The organism is Marilutibacter spongiae, assembly GCF_014145325.1.
GTDB classification, from domain to species: domain Bacteria; phylum Pseudomonadota; class Gammaproteobacteria; order Xanthomonadales; family Xanthomonadaceae; genus Marilutibacter; species Marilutibacter spongiae.
Map to the genome: position 1 here is coordinate 77741 of NZ_JACHTF010000005.1, position 18632 is coordinate 96372.

Annotated in this window: 17 protein-coding genes and 1 riboswitch; of the genes, 12 read left to right on the top strand and 5 right to left on the bottom strand. The window is 69.7% G+C overall.

Annotated elements, in window-relative coordinates:
* Positions 1–136: 136 nt before the first annotated feature.
* Both H4F98_RS17025 and H4F98_RS05920 read right to left on the bottom strand, forming a co-directional pair.
* Positions 137–373, bottom strand: coding sequence for a hemin uptake protein HemP (locus H4F98_RS17025; RefSeq protein WP_182686020.1), 237 nt, complete (start codon positions 371–373; stop codon positions 137–139).
* Positions 374–471: 98 nt separating this feature from the next.
* A complete protein-coding gene (locus H4F98_RS05920) occupies positions 472–1443 on the bottom strand; it encodes a potassium channel beta subunit family protein (RefSeq protein ID WP_182685836.1) in 972 nt (323 codons plus the stop codon).
* A gap of 291 nt (positions 1444–1734) precedes the next feature.
* Between H4F98_RS05920 and H4F98_RS05925 the strand changes: the two genes are divergently transcribed.
* The 7 genes from H4F98_RS05925 (at position 1735) to H4F98_RS05955 (ending at position 7877) form a co-directional block, all read left to right on the top strand.
* A complete protein-coding gene (locus tag H4F98_RS05925) occupies positions 1735–2313 on the top strand; it encodes a TMEM165/GDT1 family protein (RefSeq protein WP_182685838.1) in 579 nt (192 codons plus the stop codon).
* A gap of 45 nt (positions 2314–2358) precedes the next feature.
* Positions 2359–3498: a GGDEF domain-containing protein gene (locus H4F98_RS05930; RefSeq protein ID WP_182685841.1), complete on the top strand. Its 1140-nt coding sequence runs from the start codon at positions 2359–2361 to the stop codon at positions 3496–3498.
* A 97-nt stretch (positions 3499–3595) separates the two neighbouring features.
* Complete coding sequence (locus H4F98_RS05935) at positions 3596–4891, top strand: NupC/NupG family nucleoside CNT transporter (protein ID WP_343064736.1); 1296 nt, start codon at positions 3596–3598, stop codon at positions 4889–4891.
* Between the two features lie 9 nt (positions 4892–4900).
* Positions 4901–5884, top strand: coding sequence for a ribokinase (locus H4F98_RS05940; protein WP_182685843.1), 984 nt, complete (start codon positions 4901–4903; stop codon positions 5882–5884).
* Positions 5885–5972: 88 nt separating this feature from the next.
* Positions 5973–6308 carry a YegP family protein gene (locus H4F98_RS05945; RefSeq protein ID WP_182685845.1) on the top strand — a complete coding sequence of 112 codons (336 nt, stop codon included), beginning with the start codon at positions 5973–5975 and terminating at the stop codon, positions 6306–6308.
* 59 nt (positions 6309–6367) lie between these two features.
* The gene (gene dusB / locus H4F98_RS05950; RefSeq protein WP_182685847.1) at positions 6368–7396 is read left to right on the top strand and encodes a tRNA dihydrouridine synthase DusB; all 1029 of its coding nucleotides are present in this window, start codon (positions 6368–6370) and stop codon (positions 7394–7396) included.
* 163 nt (positions 7397–7559) lie between these two features.
* Positions 7560–7877 carry a hypothetical protein gene (locus H4F98_RS05955; protein ID WP_182685849.1) on the top strand — a complete coding sequence of 106 codons (318 nt, stop codon included), beginning with the start codon at positions 7560–7562 and terminating at the stop codon, positions 7875–7877.
* Positions 7878–7891: 14 nt separating this feature from the next.
* Here the strand turns inward: H4F98_RS05955 and H4F98_RS05960 are convergent, their stop codons facing one another.
* The 3 genes from H4F98_RS05960 to olsF form a co-directional block, all read right to left on the bottom strand.
* Positions 7892–8974, bottom strand: a complete 1083-nt coding sequence (locus H4F98_RS05960; RefSeq protein WP_182685851.1) for a metal-dependent hydrolase — start codon at positions 8972–8974, stop codon at positions 7892–7894.
* Positions 8975–9036: 62 nt separating this feature from the next.
* Complete coding sequence (locus tag H4F98_RS05965; RefSeq protein ID WP_182686024.1) at positions 9037–9855, bottom strand: UDP-2,3-diacylglucosamine diphosphatase; 819 nt, start codon at positions 9853–9855, stop codon at positions 9037–9039.
* 26 nt (positions 9856–9881) lie between these two features.
* The gene (gene olsF, locus H4F98_RS05970; RefSeq protein ID WP_182685853.1) at positions 9882–11636 is read right to left on the bottom strand and encodes a bifunctional ornithine lipid synthase OlsF; all 1755 of its coding nucleotides are present in this window, start codon (positions 11634–11636) and stop codon (positions 9882–9884) included.
* Positions 11637–11863: 227 nt separating this feature from the next.
* On the opposite strand from olsF, the gene metK reads away from it, so the two are divergent.
* The 5 genes from metK (at position 11864) to ahcY (ending at position 18306) form a co-directional block, all read left to right on the top strand.
* Entirely contained in the window at positions 11864–13099 is a 1236-nt protein-coding gene (metK, locus tag H4F98_RS05975; protein ID WP_182685855.1) for a methionine adenosyltransferase, read from the top strand.
* A gap of 262 nt (positions 13100–13361) precedes the next feature.
* Positions 13362–14801 (top strand): circularly permuted type 2 ATP-grasp protein, encoded by a 1440-nt coding sequence (locus H4F98_RS05980; RefSeq protein ID WP_182685856.1) that lies wholly within the window; start codon positions 13362–13364, stop codon positions 14799–14801.
* The gene (locus H4F98_RS05985) at positions 14801–15820 is read left to right on the top strand and encodes an alpha-E domain-containing protein (RefSeq protein ID WP_182685858.1); all 1020 of its coding nucleotides are present in this window, start codon (positions 14801–14803) and stop codon (positions 15818–15820) included. Before H4F98_RS05980 ends, H4F98_RS05985 begins: the two co-directional genes overlap by 1 nt.
* A gap of 73 nt (positions 15821–15893) precedes the next feature.
* Positions 15894–16640: a proteasome-type protease gene (locus tag H4F98_RS05990; protein ID WP_182685861.1), complete on the top strand. Its 747-nt coding sequence runs from the start codon at positions 15894–15896 to the stop codon at positions 16638–16640.
* Positions 16641–16697: 57 nt separating this feature from the next.
* Positions 16698–16800: riboswitch (S-adenosyl-L-homocysteine riboswitch) on the top strand.
* Between the two features lie 57 nt (positions 16801–16857).
* A complete protein-coding gene (ahcY, locus tag H4F98_RS05995; protein ID WP_182685862.1) occupies positions 16858–18306 on the top strand; it encodes an adenosylhomocysteinase in 1449 nt (482 codons plus the stop codon).
* Positions 18307–18632 lie beyond the last annotated feature (326 nt).

Below are 18632 nucleotides of genomic sequence, written 5' to 3' on the forward strand. Positions count from 1 at the left end.
AGGGGGCGGACGCAGGAAAGGGGCCCGCCAGCGGCGAACGCGATGGCGGGCATGCCGTCCCTGGCATGCCGCGCCCGGCGGGGGAGAGAGGGCTTTCCGGGGAAAGCCGCCGGGCGCGGCCTAGGGCAGCATCGTGCTACTTGGTCAGGATCAGCTTGTCGTTGCGGGTGTGCCGCAGGCGGTAGACCTCGCCGCCGTGCTGGATCAGCACCTCGCGCCCGCCACGCAGCAGGGCGTCACTGTCGAGCAGCGCACCGCGGGGCACGCGTGGGGTGGGCAGGCCCAGGCCCGAGGGCTTGAGCGACGCCGCGCGCTCGACGGCGCGCGACGGGAACTGGACGGCAACGGACGAAGCAGCGATCGAATGACGCATGGACATGGCCGTGACTCGTTGTGAATGAGATGCTGATGATAATCATTCTCATTTTCGAGTCAAGCCGTGGGCAGGCGCGAATGCCCTGCCCACGGACCTCAGGCCGTCGCGGCCTTCACCTGTTGCCAGCCGCGCTCGTCCACCTGCTCGAGCACCTCGAGCGCCTTCAGGTTCTGCTCGAGCTGGGCGGTGCGGCTGGCGCCCAGGATCACGCTCGACACGTGCGGGTTGCGCAGGCACCACGCGATCGCGAGCGGCGCGGGGTCCACGCCCAGTTCGGCGGCGACCGCGGTGAAGCGCCGGGCCCGCGCCAGGCGCTCGGCGCCGGCCTCGCCGCGGATGTTGTCCTGCAGCCAGGCCGCGTCCTCCTGCGCCAGCCGGGAGTCGCCGGGAATGCCGTCGTTGTACTTGCCGGTCAGCACGCCCGAGGCCAGGGGCGACCAGATCGTCGTGCCCAGCCCGTACTCGCCGTAGAGCGGCGCGTACTCCAGCTCCACCCGCTTGCGGTGCAGCAGGTTGTACTGCGGCTGCTCCATCGTCGGCGGATGCAGACCGTTCGCGCGGGCGAACTTGCAGGCCTCGCGCAGTTCGGCCGCCGACCATTCCGACGTGCCCCAGTACAGGACTTTCCCCTGGCGGATGAGCGCATCCATGGCCAGCACCGTCTCGCCGACCGGGGTATCGGGATCGGCGCGGTGGCAATAGTAGAGGTCCAGGTAGTCGACGCGCAGGCGCTTGAGGGCGTCGTGGCAGGCGTCGGTCACGTGCTTGCGCGAGAGCCCGCGTTGGGTCGGGGCGGGGTCCCGGGCGCTGCCGAAGTAGACCTTGCTCGAGATGCAGAAGCCGTCGCGCGGCAGCCGCAGGTCGGCGATCACGTCGCCCATCACCCGCTCCGCCTCGCCCTTGGCGTAGACCTCGGCGTTGTCGAAGAAGTTGACCCCGTTGTCCCAGGCGCAGGCGATCAGGTCGCGCGCCTGAGAACGGCCGATCTGCGCACCGAAGGTGATCCAGGCGCCGAACGACAGGGCCGACAGCTGCAGGCCGGACGAACCGAGGCGACGGTATTGCATGGCGGGCTCCAACGTTGGGAAGGCTTCAGTGTATCGGTACCCACGGCGGCGCGAAGCCGGTACAATCCGCGCACTCTTCCTCCGGGGAGTAGCCCACCGGCCGCCCAGCGCGGGTCCGGGGCGCGACGTCAACACACTTGGCCGGCAGGCCATGGCGCGCGCAGTCGACATCCGTCCAGGAACGACCGGGCAAGACCGAAGGCAGGCGTTGCGCGTACCCGGGCCGGGCCGTGCGGCGTCCGCCTTCGCGTCCTGCGAAAGCCCGGCCCGCATCGAGACCCTGGACCCGATATGGATGCCCTGCCCTTTTCCACCACTTTCATTTCCACCGGCACCGTCGCGCTCGCCGAGATCGGCGACAAGACCCAGCTGCTCGCCCTGATGCTGGCGGCGCGCTTCCGCAAGCCCTGGCCGATCGTTGCCGGCATCCTCGTCGCGACGCTCCTCAACCACGCGCTGGCCGGCTGGCTCGGCAGCCTGGCCTCGGGCTGGCTGTCGCCCAGCGTGCTGCAGTGGATCGTAGCGGTCAGTTTCCTGGCCGTGGCCCTGTGGACGCTCAAGCCCGACACCCTGGACGAGGACGAGTCGCTGCCGGCGCGCGGGGCTTTCATCGCCACCCTGATCGCGTTCTTCCTGGCCGAGATGGGCGACAAGACCCAGGTGGCGACCGTGCTGATCGCCGCGAAGTACTCGCCGCTGTGGGAGGTCGTGCTGGGCACGACGCTGGGCATGCTGCTGGCGAACGTACCGGTGGTGGTCCTGGGGAGCCGCTTCTCCTCCCGCCTGCCGCTGAAGGCCGCGCGACTGACGGCGGCCGGGGTGTTCCTGGCGCTGTCGGCCTGGGCGTTCTGGCGCGCATTGGGCGGCTGACGGCGACACCGGCTATCCTGCCGCCATCGTGACGGGGACCTCCCAATGCTGGCAGCGACCGACCATGGACTGAAGGCCGTCATCTCCACGCTGTTGACGCGGCCCGACGAGATCATGCTCGAGATCGGCGCCAGCGGCGAGCTGATGGTGGCTCGCCTGCGCGCGGTGATCGCGGTGCTGCTGCTGTTGTTGCCGCTGGCCAACATGCTGGGCGGCGGCCGCATCGACGAAAACCTGATCGGCCTGGCGGGCGCGGTGGTCGTCAACGTCTTCGCCCAGGTCTGGATGGCCCTGGCGCGCCGCCGCCGCCGCTTCCGCTGGCTGCCGTTCGTGACCACCGCGTTCGACGTCAGCATGGCCACCCTGGTGCTGGCCATGCTCGCCAGCCAGCACCTGCCGGCCGGCCTCAACAGCCTGATCGTGTGGTGCGGGTACATCCTCGCGATCCTGCTCACGGGCCTGCGCAACGACGGCCGCGTCACCCTGATGGCGGGCCTGCTGGCACTGATCCAGTACGGAACGCTCTATGCGTGCATCCTGCTGGTGGCCGACTCCCCCGAGCAGCTGATCTCCATCGACTACGGCACGGTCACCGTTGGCAGCCAGGTGCAGCGCCTGCTCTTGCTGGTCATCGTCACCCTGGTCACCGCGATGATCGTCTATCGCATGCAGCAGCTGGTGCAGATGTCCGGCACGGACGGGCTGACTGGCCTGCCCAATCGCACCTGGCTGATCCACCGCATGCCGCGCCTGTTCGAGGCGGCCGACGACGACGGCAGCAGCCTGACCCTGGCCCTGATCAACCTGGACCGGTTCCGGCGCCTGAACGACGAGATCGGCCATGCCGAGGCCGACCGCGTGCTGCGCCACGTCGTGGCGATGCTCAACGAGATGATCGACGCCGGCGAATGGCTGGCGCGGGTACGCGGCGACGAGTTCGTGCTGGTGCTGCGCAAGCCGGTGGGCACGGCATGGGAGCGTGTCGACGCGATCCGCCGGATCCTCGCCGACCGCCCCTACCAGCCCGAGCGCGGCGCCGATGCCGTGCGCCTGAGCTTCAGCGCCGGCCTGGCCAGCTACCCGCACGACGGCCGCAACCTCTCGGCCCTGCTCCGCCGCGCCGACCAGCGCCTGCAGGGCGCCAAGCAGACCGGCCGCGACCGAGTCGTCGCCCGGGAGGCCTGAAACGCCGGCCCGGCGCGTTCGCGCTTGCCCGTCCTCGCGACCCTGCACTAGGCTGGCGCCTTGTCTATCGCGCCATCGCGGCCGCAGGGGTCAATACGTGGAATTCATCACCCGGATCGGGTTCGGCCTGTTCGGCCTCGTCGTTCTGCTCGCCATCGCATGGTGTTTCTCCAACAACCGCAAGGCGATCAACTGGCGCCTTGTCGGGATCGGCCTGGTCATGCAGCTGCTGATCGCCGGCTTCGTGCTGCTCACGCCCTGGGGGGCGAGCGTGTTCGACATGCTCTCGCGCGGCTTCGTCACCCTGCTGGGCTTCACCACCGAGGGTGCGCGCTTCATCTTCGGCGACTTCACCGATCCGGAGAAGTTCGGCTTCGTGTTCGCCTTCCAGGTGCTGCCGACGATCATCTTCTTCGCCAGCTTCATGAGCGTGCTCTACCACCTGGGCGTGATGCAGAAAGTCGTCCAGGGCATGGCCTGGGTGATCACGCGTCTGATGCCGGTCTCCGGCGCGGAAACCCTGTCGGTGTGCGCCAACGCCTTCATCGGACAGACAGAATCGCCGCTGGTGGTGAAGCCCTACATCTCGAAGATGACCGAGTCCGAGTTGCTGACCCTGATGGTCGGCGGCATGGCGACCATCGCCGGTGGCGTGCTCGGCGCCTACGTCATGCTGCTGGGCGGCGGCGACCCCGCGCAGCAGGCGTTCTATGCCAAGCACCTGATCACCGCCAGCATCATGGCCGCCCCGGCGACGCTGCTGATCGCCAAGATCCTGGTGCCCGAGACGGCGACCCCGCTGACCCTGGGCACGGTGCGCATGGACGTGGAGAAAACCACCACCAACGTCATCGACGCCGCCGCGGCCGGTGCCGCCGACGGCCTCAAGCTGGCGCTCAACGTCGGCGCCATGCTGTTGGCCTTCATCGCGCTGATCGCGCTGCTCAACGCGCCCCTGGTCTGGATCGGCGAAGTCACCGGCCTGCAGGACGTGCTAGGGCGGCCGACCGACCTGTCGTCCCTGCTCGGCTACCTGCTTTCGCCGCTGGCCTGGGCGATCGGCGTGCCCTGGCAGGACGCCAGCACCGTCGGCGGCCTGATCGGGACCAAGGTCGTGCTCAACGAGTTCGTCGCCTACGTGCAGCTCGGCGAGATCCTGCGCGGCAACGTGCCGGGCGTGGCGCTGACCGACCAGGGCCGGCTGATCGCGACCTATGCGCTGTGCGGCTTCGCCAATTTCAGTTCGATCGCGATCCAGATCGGCGGCATCGGCGGCATCGCCCCGGAGCGGCGCCACGATCTCGCGCGTTTCGGCCTGCGCGCGGTGCTCGGCGGCTCGATAGCGACCCTGATGACCGCCACCATCGCCGGCGTGCTCACGCACTTCGCCTGACGTCGCCCCATGTCCGCGGCCGTCGTCGTCATCGGTTCCTTCAACGTCGACCACGTCTGGACGGTCGAGCGCCTGCCGCGTCCCGGCGAAACCCTCGCCGGCCGCTACCGCAGCGGCCCGGGCGGCAAGGGCTTCAACCAGGCCGTGGCCGCGCGACGCGCGGGCGCGGATACCCGGTTCGCCTGCGCGCTGGGACGCGATCCCGGCGCCGAACTGGCTTTGTCGCTGGCCGCGGCGGAAGGCATCGAGATGCTGGCCCTGCGCGTTGACGAGGCCACCGGCACCGCCGGCATCCAGGTCGACGCCACCGGCCGCAACAGCATCATCGTCGGGCCGGGCGCCAATGCCCGGCTCGACTCGGCCCACGTGGCGGGTGTCGCCGACCGCTTCGAAGGTGCGCGCGTGATGCTGGCCCAGCTCGAGACGCCGGTGGACGCGGTCATGGCGGGGTTCGCCGAGGCCCGCCGCCGCGGCATCACGACGATCCTCAACCCCGCCCCCGCCGATGCCGGGGTGCCCGACGCGCTCTGGGCGCTCACCGATTTCGCCACGCCCAACGAAACCGAGTTCAGCATGCAGCTCGAGCGCTGCTGCGGGCTGGAGGTCGATGCCGAGACCCTGGCCGCGCGGACGGACGCATCGCTGCACACCCTGTGCCGGCGCCTGCTCCCGTCCGGGACGGTCGTGGTCACGCTCGGCGCGGCCGGCGTGTTCGCGTCCCGGCCGGAAGCCGCGCGGGCCGACGGCGGCCCGGCGTGCCTGCGCGTGGCCGCCCCACGGGTCGAGGCGATCGACACCACGGGGGCCGGCGACGCGTTCAACGGGGCACTGGCCGCGGCCCTGGCGGCGGGCCCCGATCGCGATCTGGCGGCGGTGCTGCTGGACGCGGTGCGCTTCGCTTCGCTCTCGACCGAGAAGACCGGCGCCGCGCTGTCCATGCCCCACCGCAGCGAGCTCCGGGCGCGCTTCCTGGACCCAGGCGCGCGACCCTGAAAATTAACGTCGGATTAACAACACTTGCCCTAGCCTGCTCCCGGGCCTCGTATTTGAGGAACTCGTCACACTTTCAGGGAGAAAGCGCATGGCCGGAAAATTCGAGATCAGCACCCGCAGCAACGGCGAATTCCAGTTCAACCTGATGGCGGGCAATGGGCAGGTCATCCTCACCAGCGAGGGCTACTCGGCCAAGGCGGCGTGCCTGAACGGGGTGGAGTCGGTCAAGAAGCACAGTGAGGACGAAGGCTTCTTCGAGCGCCTCACCGCCTCCAATGGCAGCCCCTACTTCAACCTGAAGGCGAGCAACGGCCAGGTCATCGGCCACAGCCAGATGTACAGCAGCACGTCCGCGCGGGACAACGGCATCCAGTCGGTGATGACGCACGCGCCGTCCGCGCTGCTCAACGACAAGACGGCCTGAGCGCCCCACCGGCCACGCCGCGGCGGCGCCGGGCGCACGCCGCGCCTTACAATGCACGGATGTCCCACGACGGCTTCCGCATCGGTCCGCACGCCATCGCGCCACGCCTCGTCCTGGCGCCGATGGCCGGTGTCACCGACAAGCCCTTCCGCATCCTGTGCAAGCGCATGGGCGCGGGCCTGTGCGTGTCGGAAATGACCACGTCCGACCCACGCTTCTGGAACACCGCCAAGTCCCGCCACCGCATGGACCACGAAGGCGAGCCCGAACCGGTCAGCGTTCAGATCGCCGGCACCGAGCCCGAGGTGATGGCCGAGGCGGCCCGGCACAACGTCGAACATGGCGCGCGGATCATCGATATCAACATGGGCTGCCCGGCGAAGAAGGTCTGCAATGCCTGGGCCGGCTCGGCGCTCATGCGCGAGCCCGAACGCGTCGCGCGCATCCTCGCGGCCGTGGTCGCCGCGGTCGAGGTGCCGGTCACGCTGAAGATCCGCACCGGCTGGGCGAGCGACCAGCGCAACGCCCTGCAGATCGCCCGCATCGCGGAGGACTGCGGCATCGCCGCGCTGGCCGTGCATGGGCGCACGCGCGACCAGCAATACACCGGCGTCGCCGAGTACGACACCATCGCCGAGGTCAAGGCGGCGCTGTCGATCCCGGTCTTCGCCAACGGCGACATCGATTCGCCGGAGAAGGCCGCCTACGTACTGGCGCACACCGGCGCCGACGCGCTGCTCGTCGGCCGCGCCGCGCAGGGACGGCCCTGGATTTTCCGCGAGATCGCGCACTACCTGGCCACGGGCACCCGGCTGGCGCCACCGTCACTGGCCGAGGTGCGCGACGTGCTGCTCTCCCACCTGCGCCACCTGCATGCCTTCTACGGCGAGGCCTCGGGCGTGCGCATCGCGCGCAAGCACCTGGGCTGGTATGCCAGGGACCGCCCCGAGCACACGCTCGAACAGCGCGCGCTGTTCCGCGCGACGGTCAACCGCGCCGACACCGCCCACGACCAGTTGCGGATCACCGCCGACTATTTCGATGCCCTGGTGGCGGGCGAGCCGCCGCGCCTGACCGCGGCCGCCTGAGGCACGACCGGCGGGCGCGCGGCAAGCATCAAGCGTGCCAGCCAAAGGTCACCGGTGCGTCTGGCTCATGCACCTGGACACGAATGGCGCTCCAATGCACATGCCGGGATGTCCCCATCGGCAGTATCCTCCGCTGCCGCGTCCCGGCGCCCAGGAGACCCCCATGAACGGCAAGATCACGCTTTTCGTACTGGCCTCGTTCGCGGCCATGCCCGCCATCGCCGGCAACGACCCCGTCGGCGACCTGTCCGGCATCACCGGCCTGAGCGAGCGCAAGGTACAGATGGTGCTCGGCAACCGTACCGCCTTCGCCGAGTACCGCTACACCTACGACCGCGCGCTCGCGCGCTTCACCCGTGCGGTCGGCAAGGATGCCCACGAACGCCTCATCCGCGGTGAATCGGTCGCGCTGCGCGACAGCGAAGGCCGTGAAGTGGTCGTGCAGCTGCCCGGCGAGCTCCGGTCGGACCGCACGCTGTAGGCACGCACGCGCGTTCAGCGCTCAAGGGCAGGCGCCGCGCGACGCGGCGCCGCGCCCCCGCCCTGCGCGACCCGCTCGTCCTCCGGCGGCGGCGCCGGCGAATGCCAGATGCGACGCCACATGTCGCCCAGCCGGCGGCTGGCCTCCCAGGGCCACTCCAGCTGCGTGGGCGGGATCTCGCGCCAACCGCCTTCCTGCGCCTGGGCCACCGCGAAGCGGAAGCTGAAGTCGGGTTCGGCCCCCATGCGCAGGTCGGACAGCACGAGCTGGCCGTCGCGCTGCTCGGCCTTCATGAAACCGTGGTTGAACCAGCCCAGGCGGCTGACGCTGGGGTAGTCGGCGACCTGCGCGAAAGCGCGTGCGTCGGACGGATACGCGCGAAACGTCATCGGCCCGGTGTCGGCGACCAGCGAACGCTCGCCCTCCAGGAAACCCTCGGGTGTCATCGCCACCACCCGCCAGAGCAGGATGTTGAACGGCATGGGCACCGAGAAGCGTGGCGCGTCGGCAAGGCCGCGCTCGGACAGCGTGTCGCCGGCGACGCGGTCCACCGCCGACTTGGCGAGCAGCGATGCGCCCAGGTACAGCGAACTGATGGCCAGTCCCAGGACGAGTGCGTGGCGCGCCACGGGTCGCTCGCGCGCGAACCACGCCACCAGGCAGGCCACGAGCAGCCAGATCGTGTAGAGCGGATCGATGATGAAGACGCTGGACCACATCACCGGTCGCGTCGGCAGGGGCCACCACAGCTGCGTGCCGTAGACCGTGAACGCATCGAGCACGGGATGCGTGCACAAGGCCAGCTGGATCGCCCAGAACCAGCGGCGAGGCGATTGCGCGACGCGCTGGCCGCGGCCCTTGCACCAGGCCCAGATGGCCCAGGCCACGAAGGGCAGCACCAGCAGCGAGTGGCTGAGGCTGCGGTGCCAGGTCATCCGCCGTACCGGGTCGTCGGTCAACAGATGGATGGGCAACACGTCGAGGTCGGGCAAGGTGCCGAGCGCGGCGCCCGCGAGCAGCGCGGCGCGCCGGTGCCCGCGGGGCGCGATGGCGGCCGCGATGGCGCCGCCGAGGACGATCTGGGTGAGGGAATCCATGCTTGCATGCTACCGGTCCCTCGCCCCCCGGGTCCCCTCCCGGAGGTCCTGCCCGGGCGCGGTCAGGCCGCGCTCGGGAATGCCTCGCGGGACGGCGTCGAGGTGGCGGGCAAGGCCGGCAGCAGCGCCAGGGTCTCGCCCGTGTGCGACAGCAGCCGCAGGCTGCCATCGGGGTCCTCGCACAACGCGGTGAGGCTTTCCACCCAGTCGCCGTCGTTGGCATACACGCATCCATCGCGTTCGAACAGGGCGGCCCGGTGGATGTGGCCGCACACGATGCCGTCCAGGCCGCGACGCTGCGCGTCGGCCAGGCCGGCGCCGACGAAGCGCGCGATGTAGCGCTCCGCGGCGCCGCTGCGGCGCTTGAGGAATTCCGACATTGACCAGTAGCGCAGGCCCAGGCGCCGGCGGGCGCGGTTGAGCCACTGGTTTCCGGTCAGGATGCGGTAGTAGAGCCAGTCGCCCAGCCGCTCCTGCAGGCCGCCGAACTGGGTGGCGTCGTCGTAGTCGTCGCCATGGGTGACGAGCAGGCGCCGCCCGTCCGCGGTGACGTGGATGGTGCGTCGCCGGACCTGCATGCGCGGCAGGGCCAGTCCGCAGAACCTGCGGGCCGGGCGGTCGTGGTTGCCGGGCACGTACACGAGTTCGGTGCCGGCCCGGGCCAGGGCGTGCAGCGCTTCCACGACCCGTTGCTGGGGGGATTTCCACACCGCCCGGCGCTGTGCCATCCACCACAGGTCGACGATGTCGCCGACCAGGTAGAGACGATCGCAGCGCAGGCCGCCGAGGAAGTCCGCCAGCTCGGCGGCGTGGCAATGCTTGGATCCCAGGTGGACGTCCGAGATGAACACGGCGCGGCGCCTGGCGGGGAGACGGCTCATGGGCGTGCCATGCGCGGGGGGTGCTTTCACGGACAGGCTCCAGGCGTCCCGGGGGTGTCGTGCAGGGGCTCGGGGGGGCGCACCTGCAGGTAGCGCGCGCGCTTGCGCGGCCGCAACTGGTGCATGTCGACCTCGATCAGCCCATCCACCGAGTCGCTGAAGCCGGGGTCGACGCCGAACGCGAGGAAACGGGCGCCACCGGGTTCGCACAGCTCGGTGTACTGCTTGTAGAGCATGGGCAGCGCCGCCCCCATCGCCTCGAGGTTGTCGCGCAGGACCGCGAAGGCCGTGTCCGCGTCCAGGGCCTCGTCGAAGCCCGGCGGCGCGGCGCGGTAGCTGAAGGGTCGATTGGACACCGCCTGCCCCTCGGCGCTCCCGTAGAAGCGGCTGTAATAGGCGACGATCTGCTCGCGCGCGTCGACCGGCAGCGCGGCACTGATCGACACCGGTCCATACAGGTAGCGCACCCCGGGGTGGGCCACGAGGTAGGCGCCAATGCCCTGCCACAGGTAGTCGATGCTGCGGCTGCCCCAGTACTCCGGCACCACGAAGCTGCGTCCCAGCTCCATGCCTTCCAGCAGTCGCGGCAGGGACGCGTCGGCGTAGCGGAACAGGGATGCGGTATACAGGCCGGCGAGCCCCCGCGTCGGCAGCACGTCGGCACCCCGGGCGACCCGGTACGCCCCGGCCAGCCGGCGCGCCGGGGCATCCCACAGCACGATGTGCTCGTACCAGCCGTCGTACGCGTCCAGGTCCAGCGCCGAGCCGGTGCCTTCGCCGACGCGACGGAACGTCAGCTCGCGCAGGCGCCCGATCTCGCGCAGCAGCTGAGAACCGGTGGCGAGCCGGCCGACCCGGATCTGCTTGCCGTCGGCGGTGGCGCCCAGCAGGGCCAGGCGCGCCACGCCGCGCGCGACCACGTCGGCATCGACGGGCGGTACGAGGGGAACCGGTGCGTCATCGAGCCGTCCCGCCGGCGGCGCGCGGCGCGTGCCGATCGCGTGCAGTTCGCGGCGGACGCGGCGCAGCAGGTCCGCCGGCTCGGTGTCCGCGGGCAGGTGCAGCAGGCGCCCGATGCGCAGGGTGACGCGTCGGCGCCGGCGGGCGAACATTTCCCGCGCCAGCAACATGGTGCCCATCGGCTTGAAGACCGCCGACGCGCCATAGAACAGCGCCGAGTTGCGGGCCTGCACGCGGATCGGCAGGACCGGCGCGCCGCTGCGCCGGGCAAAGCGCAGGAAGCCGCGCCGCCAACGACCGTCGGAGACGCCGCGCAGCCCCAGGCGCGCGACCTCGCCCGCGGGGAACACGATCACGCAGTGCTCCTGCTCCAGCGCCGCCTGCACCGCGCGCAGGCTCTCGACGCCTGCGGCCCCGCCAATCACCCGGACCGGCAGCAGCAGGCCGTCCAGGCCATCCACCATCGACAGCAGCTCGTTGGCGACGATGCGCACGTCGCGGCGCACGCTGCCGACGAGATCGAGCAGGGCCAGCGCATCGAGCGCGCCGGAAGGATGGTTGGCGATGACCAGGAGGCGACCGCGGGCTGGAATCCGGTCTCGCTCGGTGGGGTCGACGACGTAATGCGCCTGGAGGAAGTCCAGCGCCGCGGTGACGAAATCGAAGCCCCGCAGGTGGCGGTTCGCCTCCAGGAAGCGTTCGGCCTCGTCCAGTCGCGACCAGCGGCCCAGGGTCCTGAGCAGGGGCCGCGACAGGCGCGACCTGCGGCCACTGAACCAGTGCGGGAAACGCTGTTGCAGACGCTCTTCGATCCGGCCCATCCGTTCGCATCACTGGCGACCGTGAGGCCGTCGGCGGCAGCTTGCGGCCAACGCGCGACGCGCATGTGTCGCCGCGACGACAGGTCCGTGACACGGGTCCGGGCAGGCTGCGAACCCCGCGGATGGCTTAACCCGCAGGAAACGGTCGGACGAGGCACAATGCATGTCCGCCCGGCAGCCTGTATCATTTCGCCATCCCTTTATCCGAATTGAAGGATATAGCCTCGATGTCCAGCTACCTGTTCACCTCCGAATCCGTGTCCGAAGGCCATCCGGACAAGATCGCCGACCAGATTTCCGATGCCGTCCTCGACGCGATCCTGACCCAGGACAAGCGCGCCCGGGTGGCCTGCGAGACGCTGGTGAAGACCGGCGCGGCGATCGTCGCCGGCGAAGTCACCACCACCGCGTGGGTGGACATCGAGGAGCTGACACGCAACGTCATCAACCAGATCGGCTACGACAATTCCGGCGTTGGCTTCGACGGCCACACCTGCGCGATCATCAACATGCTCGGCAAGCAGTCGCCGGACATCGCCGCGGGCGTCGACGGCAGCGCGAAGAAGCAGAAGAAGCCGGAAGAACAGGGCGCGGGCGACCAGGGCCTGATGTTCGGCTACGCCTGCAACGAGGCACCGGAATTCATGCCGGCGCCGATCTACTACAGCCACCGCCTCGTCGAGCAGCAGGCCAAGGTGCGCAAGAAGCGCAACTCGCCGCTGCCCTGGCTGCGCCCGGATGCCAAGAGCCAGGTGACCCTGCGCTACGACAACGCCAACCAGATCGTCGGCCTCGATGCCGTCGTGCTGTCGACGCAGCACGACCCGGGCATCAAGCAGAAGGACCTGGTCGAGGCCGTGCGCGAGCACATCCTCAAGCCGGTGCTGCCGAAGAAGTGGCTCGACGCCCTGCCCAGGAACAAGGTGCACATCAACCCGACCGGCATCTTCGTGATCGGTGGCCCGGTGGGCGACTGCGGCCTGACCGGGCGCAAGATCATCGTCGACACCTACGGCGGCATGGCCCGCCACGGCGGCGGCGCGTTTTCCGGCAAGGACCCCTCGAAGGTCGACCGCTCGGCCGCGTACGCGGCCCGCTATGTCGCCAAGAACGTGGTCGCCGCGGGCCTGGCCGACAAGTGCGAAGTGCAGGTGAGCTACGCCATCGGCGTCGCCGAGCCGACCTCGATTTCGGTCACCACCTTCGGCACCGGCCGCATCAGCGACGACAAGATCGAGAAACTGATCCGCAAGCACTTCGACCTGCGCCCCTACGGGATCGTCAAGATGCTCGACCTGATCCATCCGATCTACCAGGACACCGCGGCCTACGGCCACTTCGGCCGCAAGCCGAAGGAAGTCAGCTACGTCGACGGCGCCGGCACCAAGCAGGTCGCCACGGCCTTCTCCTGGGAAAAGACCGACAAGGCCGAGGAGCTGCGCAAGGCCGCGAAGCTCAAGTAAGCGCAACGGCGCCCGGCGCGGGGCGCCGCTCTCCGGAACGGGCCGCTTGCGGCCCGTTTTCATGTCACCTTGCCGCCCGATGGTGTTTGATGGCCGTGCCGTAGGCCCGCACCCGTGTCGCGGACCCGTGGCCCGCATGGCGCCGCCTCGCGTGGCGGGCGCCCTCCACCGGCCTGCCGCAGCGCCACGATCGGCCGCACCGGCACCGTCCCGCGGGCACGCCAACAGTTATGGCACTCCCCCTTGGTGACGGAGCATGCCCATGCCCGACAGGTTCGACGAAATGCACGACGCGGCCGGCGAGGTCCGGTCGCACTACCGGGCCTTCGACGACTGGGTGCGCGAGACCCCCGACGCGATCATCGCCGGCAAGCGCCGCGAGGCGGAGATCTCCTTCACCCGCGTCGGCATCACCTTCTCGGTCTATGGCGAGGAGTCGGGCAACGAGCGCCTGATCCCGTTCGACATCGTGCCGCGCATCCTGCCGGCGTCGGAATGGCGGATGCTCGAAGCCGGCCTGCGCCAGCGCGTGCATGCGCTCAACCTGTTCCTGGGCGACGTCTACGGCGAGCAGCGGATACTCAAGGAAGGCCGCGTGCCGGCGCAGATGGTGCTCGGCAACAGCGAGTTCAGGCGTGAGATGCAGGGCCTGGCGGTCCCCGGTGGCATCTACTCGCACGTCTCGGGGATCGACCTGGTGCGCGCCGGCGACGGCGAGTACTACGTGCTCGAGGACAACCTCCGCGTGCCCTCGGGCGTGTCGTACATGCTGGAGAACCGGCGGATGATGGCGCGCCTGATCCCGGAACTGTTCGCCCGCCAGCAGATCGCGCCGGTGGAACGCTATCCCGACGCCCTGCTCGAGATCCTGCGCCAGGCGGCGCCGCCCGCGGTCGACAGCCCGATCGTCGCGGTGCTGACGCCGGGCGCGGCCAACTCGGCCTATTTCGAGCATGCCTTCCTCGCCCAGCAGATGGGCGTGGAACTGGTCGAGGGCGCCGACCTGTTCGTGCGCGACGACATGGTCTACATGCGCACCACGCGCGGTCCGCAGCGCGTGCACGTGATCTATCGCCGCATCAACGACGACTACCTCGATCCGACCGTCTTCCGCCCCGAGTCGATGCTCGGCGTCCCGGGCCTGTTCGATGCCTACCGAGCCGGGCACGTCACCCTGGCCAACGCACCCGGCACCGGCGTCGGCGACGACAAGTCGATCTACCCGTTCGTCCCGGACATGATCCGCTTCTACCTGAGCGAGGAGCCGATCCTGCACAACGTGCCGACCTACCAGTTGCGCCACCCCGACGAGCGCCAGTACGTGCTCGACAACCTCGCCGACCTGGTGGTCAAGGAAGTCCATGGCGCCGGCGGTTACGGCATGCTGGTCGGCCCGGCCGCCACCCGCGCGGAGATCGAGTCGTTCCGCCAGCGCATCCTCGACGATCCCGACAACTACATCGGCCAGCCCACGTTGTCGCTGTCCACCTGCCCCACGTTCGTCGAGAGCGGCCTGGCGCCGCGCCACATCGACCTGCGTCCCTACATCCTCTCGGGCGAAAAGATCCACGTCATGCCCGGCGGCCTGACCCGGGTGGCCCTGCGCGAAGGCTCGCTGGTGGTGAACTCGTCGCAGGGCGGCGGCACCAAGGACACCTGGGTGCTCGATACCGACGCGCCACTGCCCGGAGGAGCCCGCTGATGCTGTGCCGGACCGCCAACGACCTGTACTGGGTGGCGCGCCACATGGAGCGCGCCGAGAACACCGCCCGCCTGCTCGACGTGACGCAGCGCATCGCGATGCTGCCCGAGCGCCTGGACCGCGGCAAGGCGCAGGCCGCGCCCTGGCGCCGCGCGCTGGAAGCGCTGGGCGTGGCGGAGCGCTTCGAGGCCTGCCACGACCGCGTCGACGGCGAGACCGTGGTCGACTTCCTCCTGCTGTCGCCGGACAACCCCTCCTCCGTGCAACAGGCCTTCCATGCAGCCCGCGAGAACGCGCGCGCCCAGCGCGTGGCGATCACCGCGGAGATGTACGAAGACCTCAACGCGACCTGGCTCGAGATGCGCGGCATCGACGCCGCGCGGATCCGCAACGAGGGCATCAGCGGCGTACTGGAGTGGATCAAGAACTGCTCGGCCTCGTTCCGCGGGGTCATGATCGGCACGCTCGGCCGCGACGAGGGCTACCACTTCCTGCGCCTGGGGACCTTCATCGAGCGTGCCGACTGGGCCATCCGCATGCTGGACGTCGTCGGCAGCGACGCCGACCTGGCCGAGAGCCGCGAGGTCCGCGACGCGGTGGAGTACTTCCAGTGGAGCGCCCTGCTGCAATCGCTGTCCGCCTTCGAAACGTATCGCCGCCTCTACCGGGACTCGGTCAATCCCGTCACGGTCACCGAGCTGATGCTGCTCAACGGCGGCAACCCGCGCTCGCTGCGCACCTGCGTCGGTCGCCTCCACGAGGTCCTGCAGGCGCTGGCCGGGCACGACGGACTGGAAGTCGTGCGGCAGGCCGGCTCGCTCGCCGCCCAGGTACAGTACGCCCGGCTCGACGAGATCGTCGACAGCGGGCTGGAAGCCTGGCTGCACGACGCGATGGGGCGGCTTGCCCGGCTTGGCGACGAGATCCACCGCCAGTTCATGTCGGCCGACGGCCAGGGCGCGCGCGTGGGCGATGGCACGCGGGGCCCGTCGCAGGCACAGTCGGCGATGCGCCAGTGAACCGCGCTTGCCACGCCCCGCCGTCCCGGCACAATGACACTCCCGCGACCTGCCGCCATGCGGCCCGGAGCCCATGACCTACTGCATCGGAATGAACCTCGACGCCGGCCTGGTGTTCCTGTCCGACGCAAGGACCAATGCCGGCGTGGACGACCTGCGCAGCGCCGGCAAGATGCGCACCTTCGGCAACGACGGCGAACGCCTGCTGGTGACGCTGTCGGCGGGGAACCTGTCGCTCACCCAGAACGTCCTTAACCTGCTCGACCAACGCGCCCGGCACGAGCCCGACCGGCCGGGCCTGCACAACGCGCGCTCGATGGTCGACGTCGCGCAGCTCGTGGGCGATTGCATGCGCGAGGTGCGCGCGCGCGACGAGGCCTACCTGCGCGCGCGCGACATCGACCCCACCGGCAGCTTCATCGTCGGCGGGCAGATCGCTGGCGAGGCGCCGCGCCTGTTCCTGGTGTACTCGGAAGGCAATTTCATCGAAAGCACCCCCGAGACGCCGTATTTCCAGACAGGGGAGACGCGTTTCGGCAAACCCATCATCGACCGCGTCATCGTGCCGGGCACGTCCCTGCACGAGGCCAGCAAGTGCGCGCTGGTGTCGATGGACTCGACCATGCGCGCCAACCTGTCGGTGGGCCCGCCGCTGGACCTGCTCGTATATCGGCGGGACAGCCTCGGCGCGCCGATCCAGCGCCGCCTGGAGGAAACCGATCCCTACCTGATGACCCTCCAGCGCCAATGGAACGATGCCCTGCGCATTGCCCTCAATGCGCTCGAGCCGGCGCCCTGGCTGGACGACTGCGACGGCTGAACGGGTGGCGCCGGCGGGACGCCAGCGGGCGCGGCTCGCGGTAGAATGCGCCCCTGCCCCGCCGAGGGGCGCTGCGACCGCCGCGATCGTCCCCCGGGACGGCCACCGCCGGCGGCCAGGCTCGGCAGGGTTTCACATGCACCAACGGCGCCCGGTCTGCGAACCCCCGCCTCCGCGACGGCCGACGGCCGCCGGGGCGCACAGAACCGGAGTCCACATGAACGCTGTACAGAAGACCTTTTCCCAGGATGGCGACTACAAGGTCGCCGACATCTCGCTGGCCGACTGGGGCCGCAAGGAAATCGACATCGCCGAGCACGAGATGCCGGGCCTGATGTCCATCCGCCGCAAGCACGCCGCGCAAGCGCCGCTCAAGGGCGTGCGCGTGACCGGCTCGCTGCACATGACCATCCAGACCGCCGTCCTGATCGAAACGCTCAAGGACATCGGCGCGGACGTGCGCTGGGCCTCGTGCAACATCTTCAGCACGCAGGACCACGCCGCGGCCGCGATCGCCGCCACCGGCACCCCGGTCTTCGCCTGGAAGGGCGAGACGCTGGAAGAGTACTGGGACTGCACCCTCGAGGCGCTGAGCTTCCCCGACGGAAAGGGTGGCTACCTCGGCCCGGAGCTGGTCGTCGACGACGGCGGCGACGTGACCTTGCTGATCCACAAGGGGTATGAGCTCGAGAAGGGCGACGCGAGCTGGGTCGAAAGCGCCTCGGGCAGCCACGAGGAGCAGGTCATCAAGAACCTGCTCAAGCGCGTCAATGCCGAGCGCCCGGGCTTCTGGACGACCGTCGTGGAAAGCTGGAAGGGCGTCTCCGAAGAGACCACCACCGGCGTCCACCGCCTGTACCAGCTGGCGCAGGACGGCAAGCTGCTGGTCCCGGCGATCAACGTCAACGACTCGGTCACCAAGTCCAAGTTCGACAACCTCTACGGCTGCCGCGAGTCGCTGGCCGACGGCCTCAAGCGCGCGATGGACGTGATGCTGGCCGGCAAGGTCGCGGTGGTCTGCGGCTACGGCGACGTCGGCAAGGGCTCGGCCCACTCGCTGCGCGCCTACGGCGCCCGCGTCGTGGTGACCGAGATCGATCCGATCTGCGCCCTGCAGGCGGCGATGGAGGGCTTCGAGGTCAACACGATCGAGAACACCCTCGGCCGCGGCGACATCTACGTCACCACCACCGGCAACAAGGACATCATCACCGTCGAGCACATGCAGGCGATGAAGAACCAGGCGATCGTCTGCAACATCGGCCACTTCGACAACGAGATCCAGGTCGATGCCCTCTACGCCCTGTCCGGCGTCGAGCGCACGAACATCAAGCCGCAGGTCGACAAGTTCACCTTCAAGGACGGCCGCTCGATCTTCCTGCTGGCCGAGGGTCGCTTGGTCAACCTGGGCTGCGCGACCGGCCATCCGAGCTTCGTGATGAGCAACTCGTTCGCCAACCAGACGCTCGCCCAGATCGACCTGTGGGCGAACAAGGACGCATACGCGAACAAGGTGTACCTGCTGCCGAAGAAGCTCGACGAGGAGGTGGCCCGCCTGCACCTGGAGAAGATCGGCGTGAAGCTGACCACGCTCAGCCAGGAGCAGGCCGACTACATCGGCGTTGCCGTGGACGGCCCCTACAAGCCCGAGCACTACCGCTACTGAGCCGGCGCGCGTCGCCAGCGGCATGTCGGAACGGGCGCCTCGCGGCGCCCGTTTCCGTTGCGGGGAGCCGGACATCCCGGCGATCGCGGGGATGACGAGGGGTGGTCGCATGGCACCGTAGGATGGGTTGCGCGAAGCAAGGGCCATCGCGCGTCATGCGTGCGGCTGCGCCCACGGCGGGATTCGCCTTCGGCTCTACCCACCCTACGGCCAGGGCGCGGCCAAACCCGTTCGGCGGACCCAAAAACCGTCATTCCAGCGAACGCTGGAATCCAGCCTTTGGCCAAGCTCGGGCGTTCTCCGCGGCCCGGCGCAGCGCGCTGGAA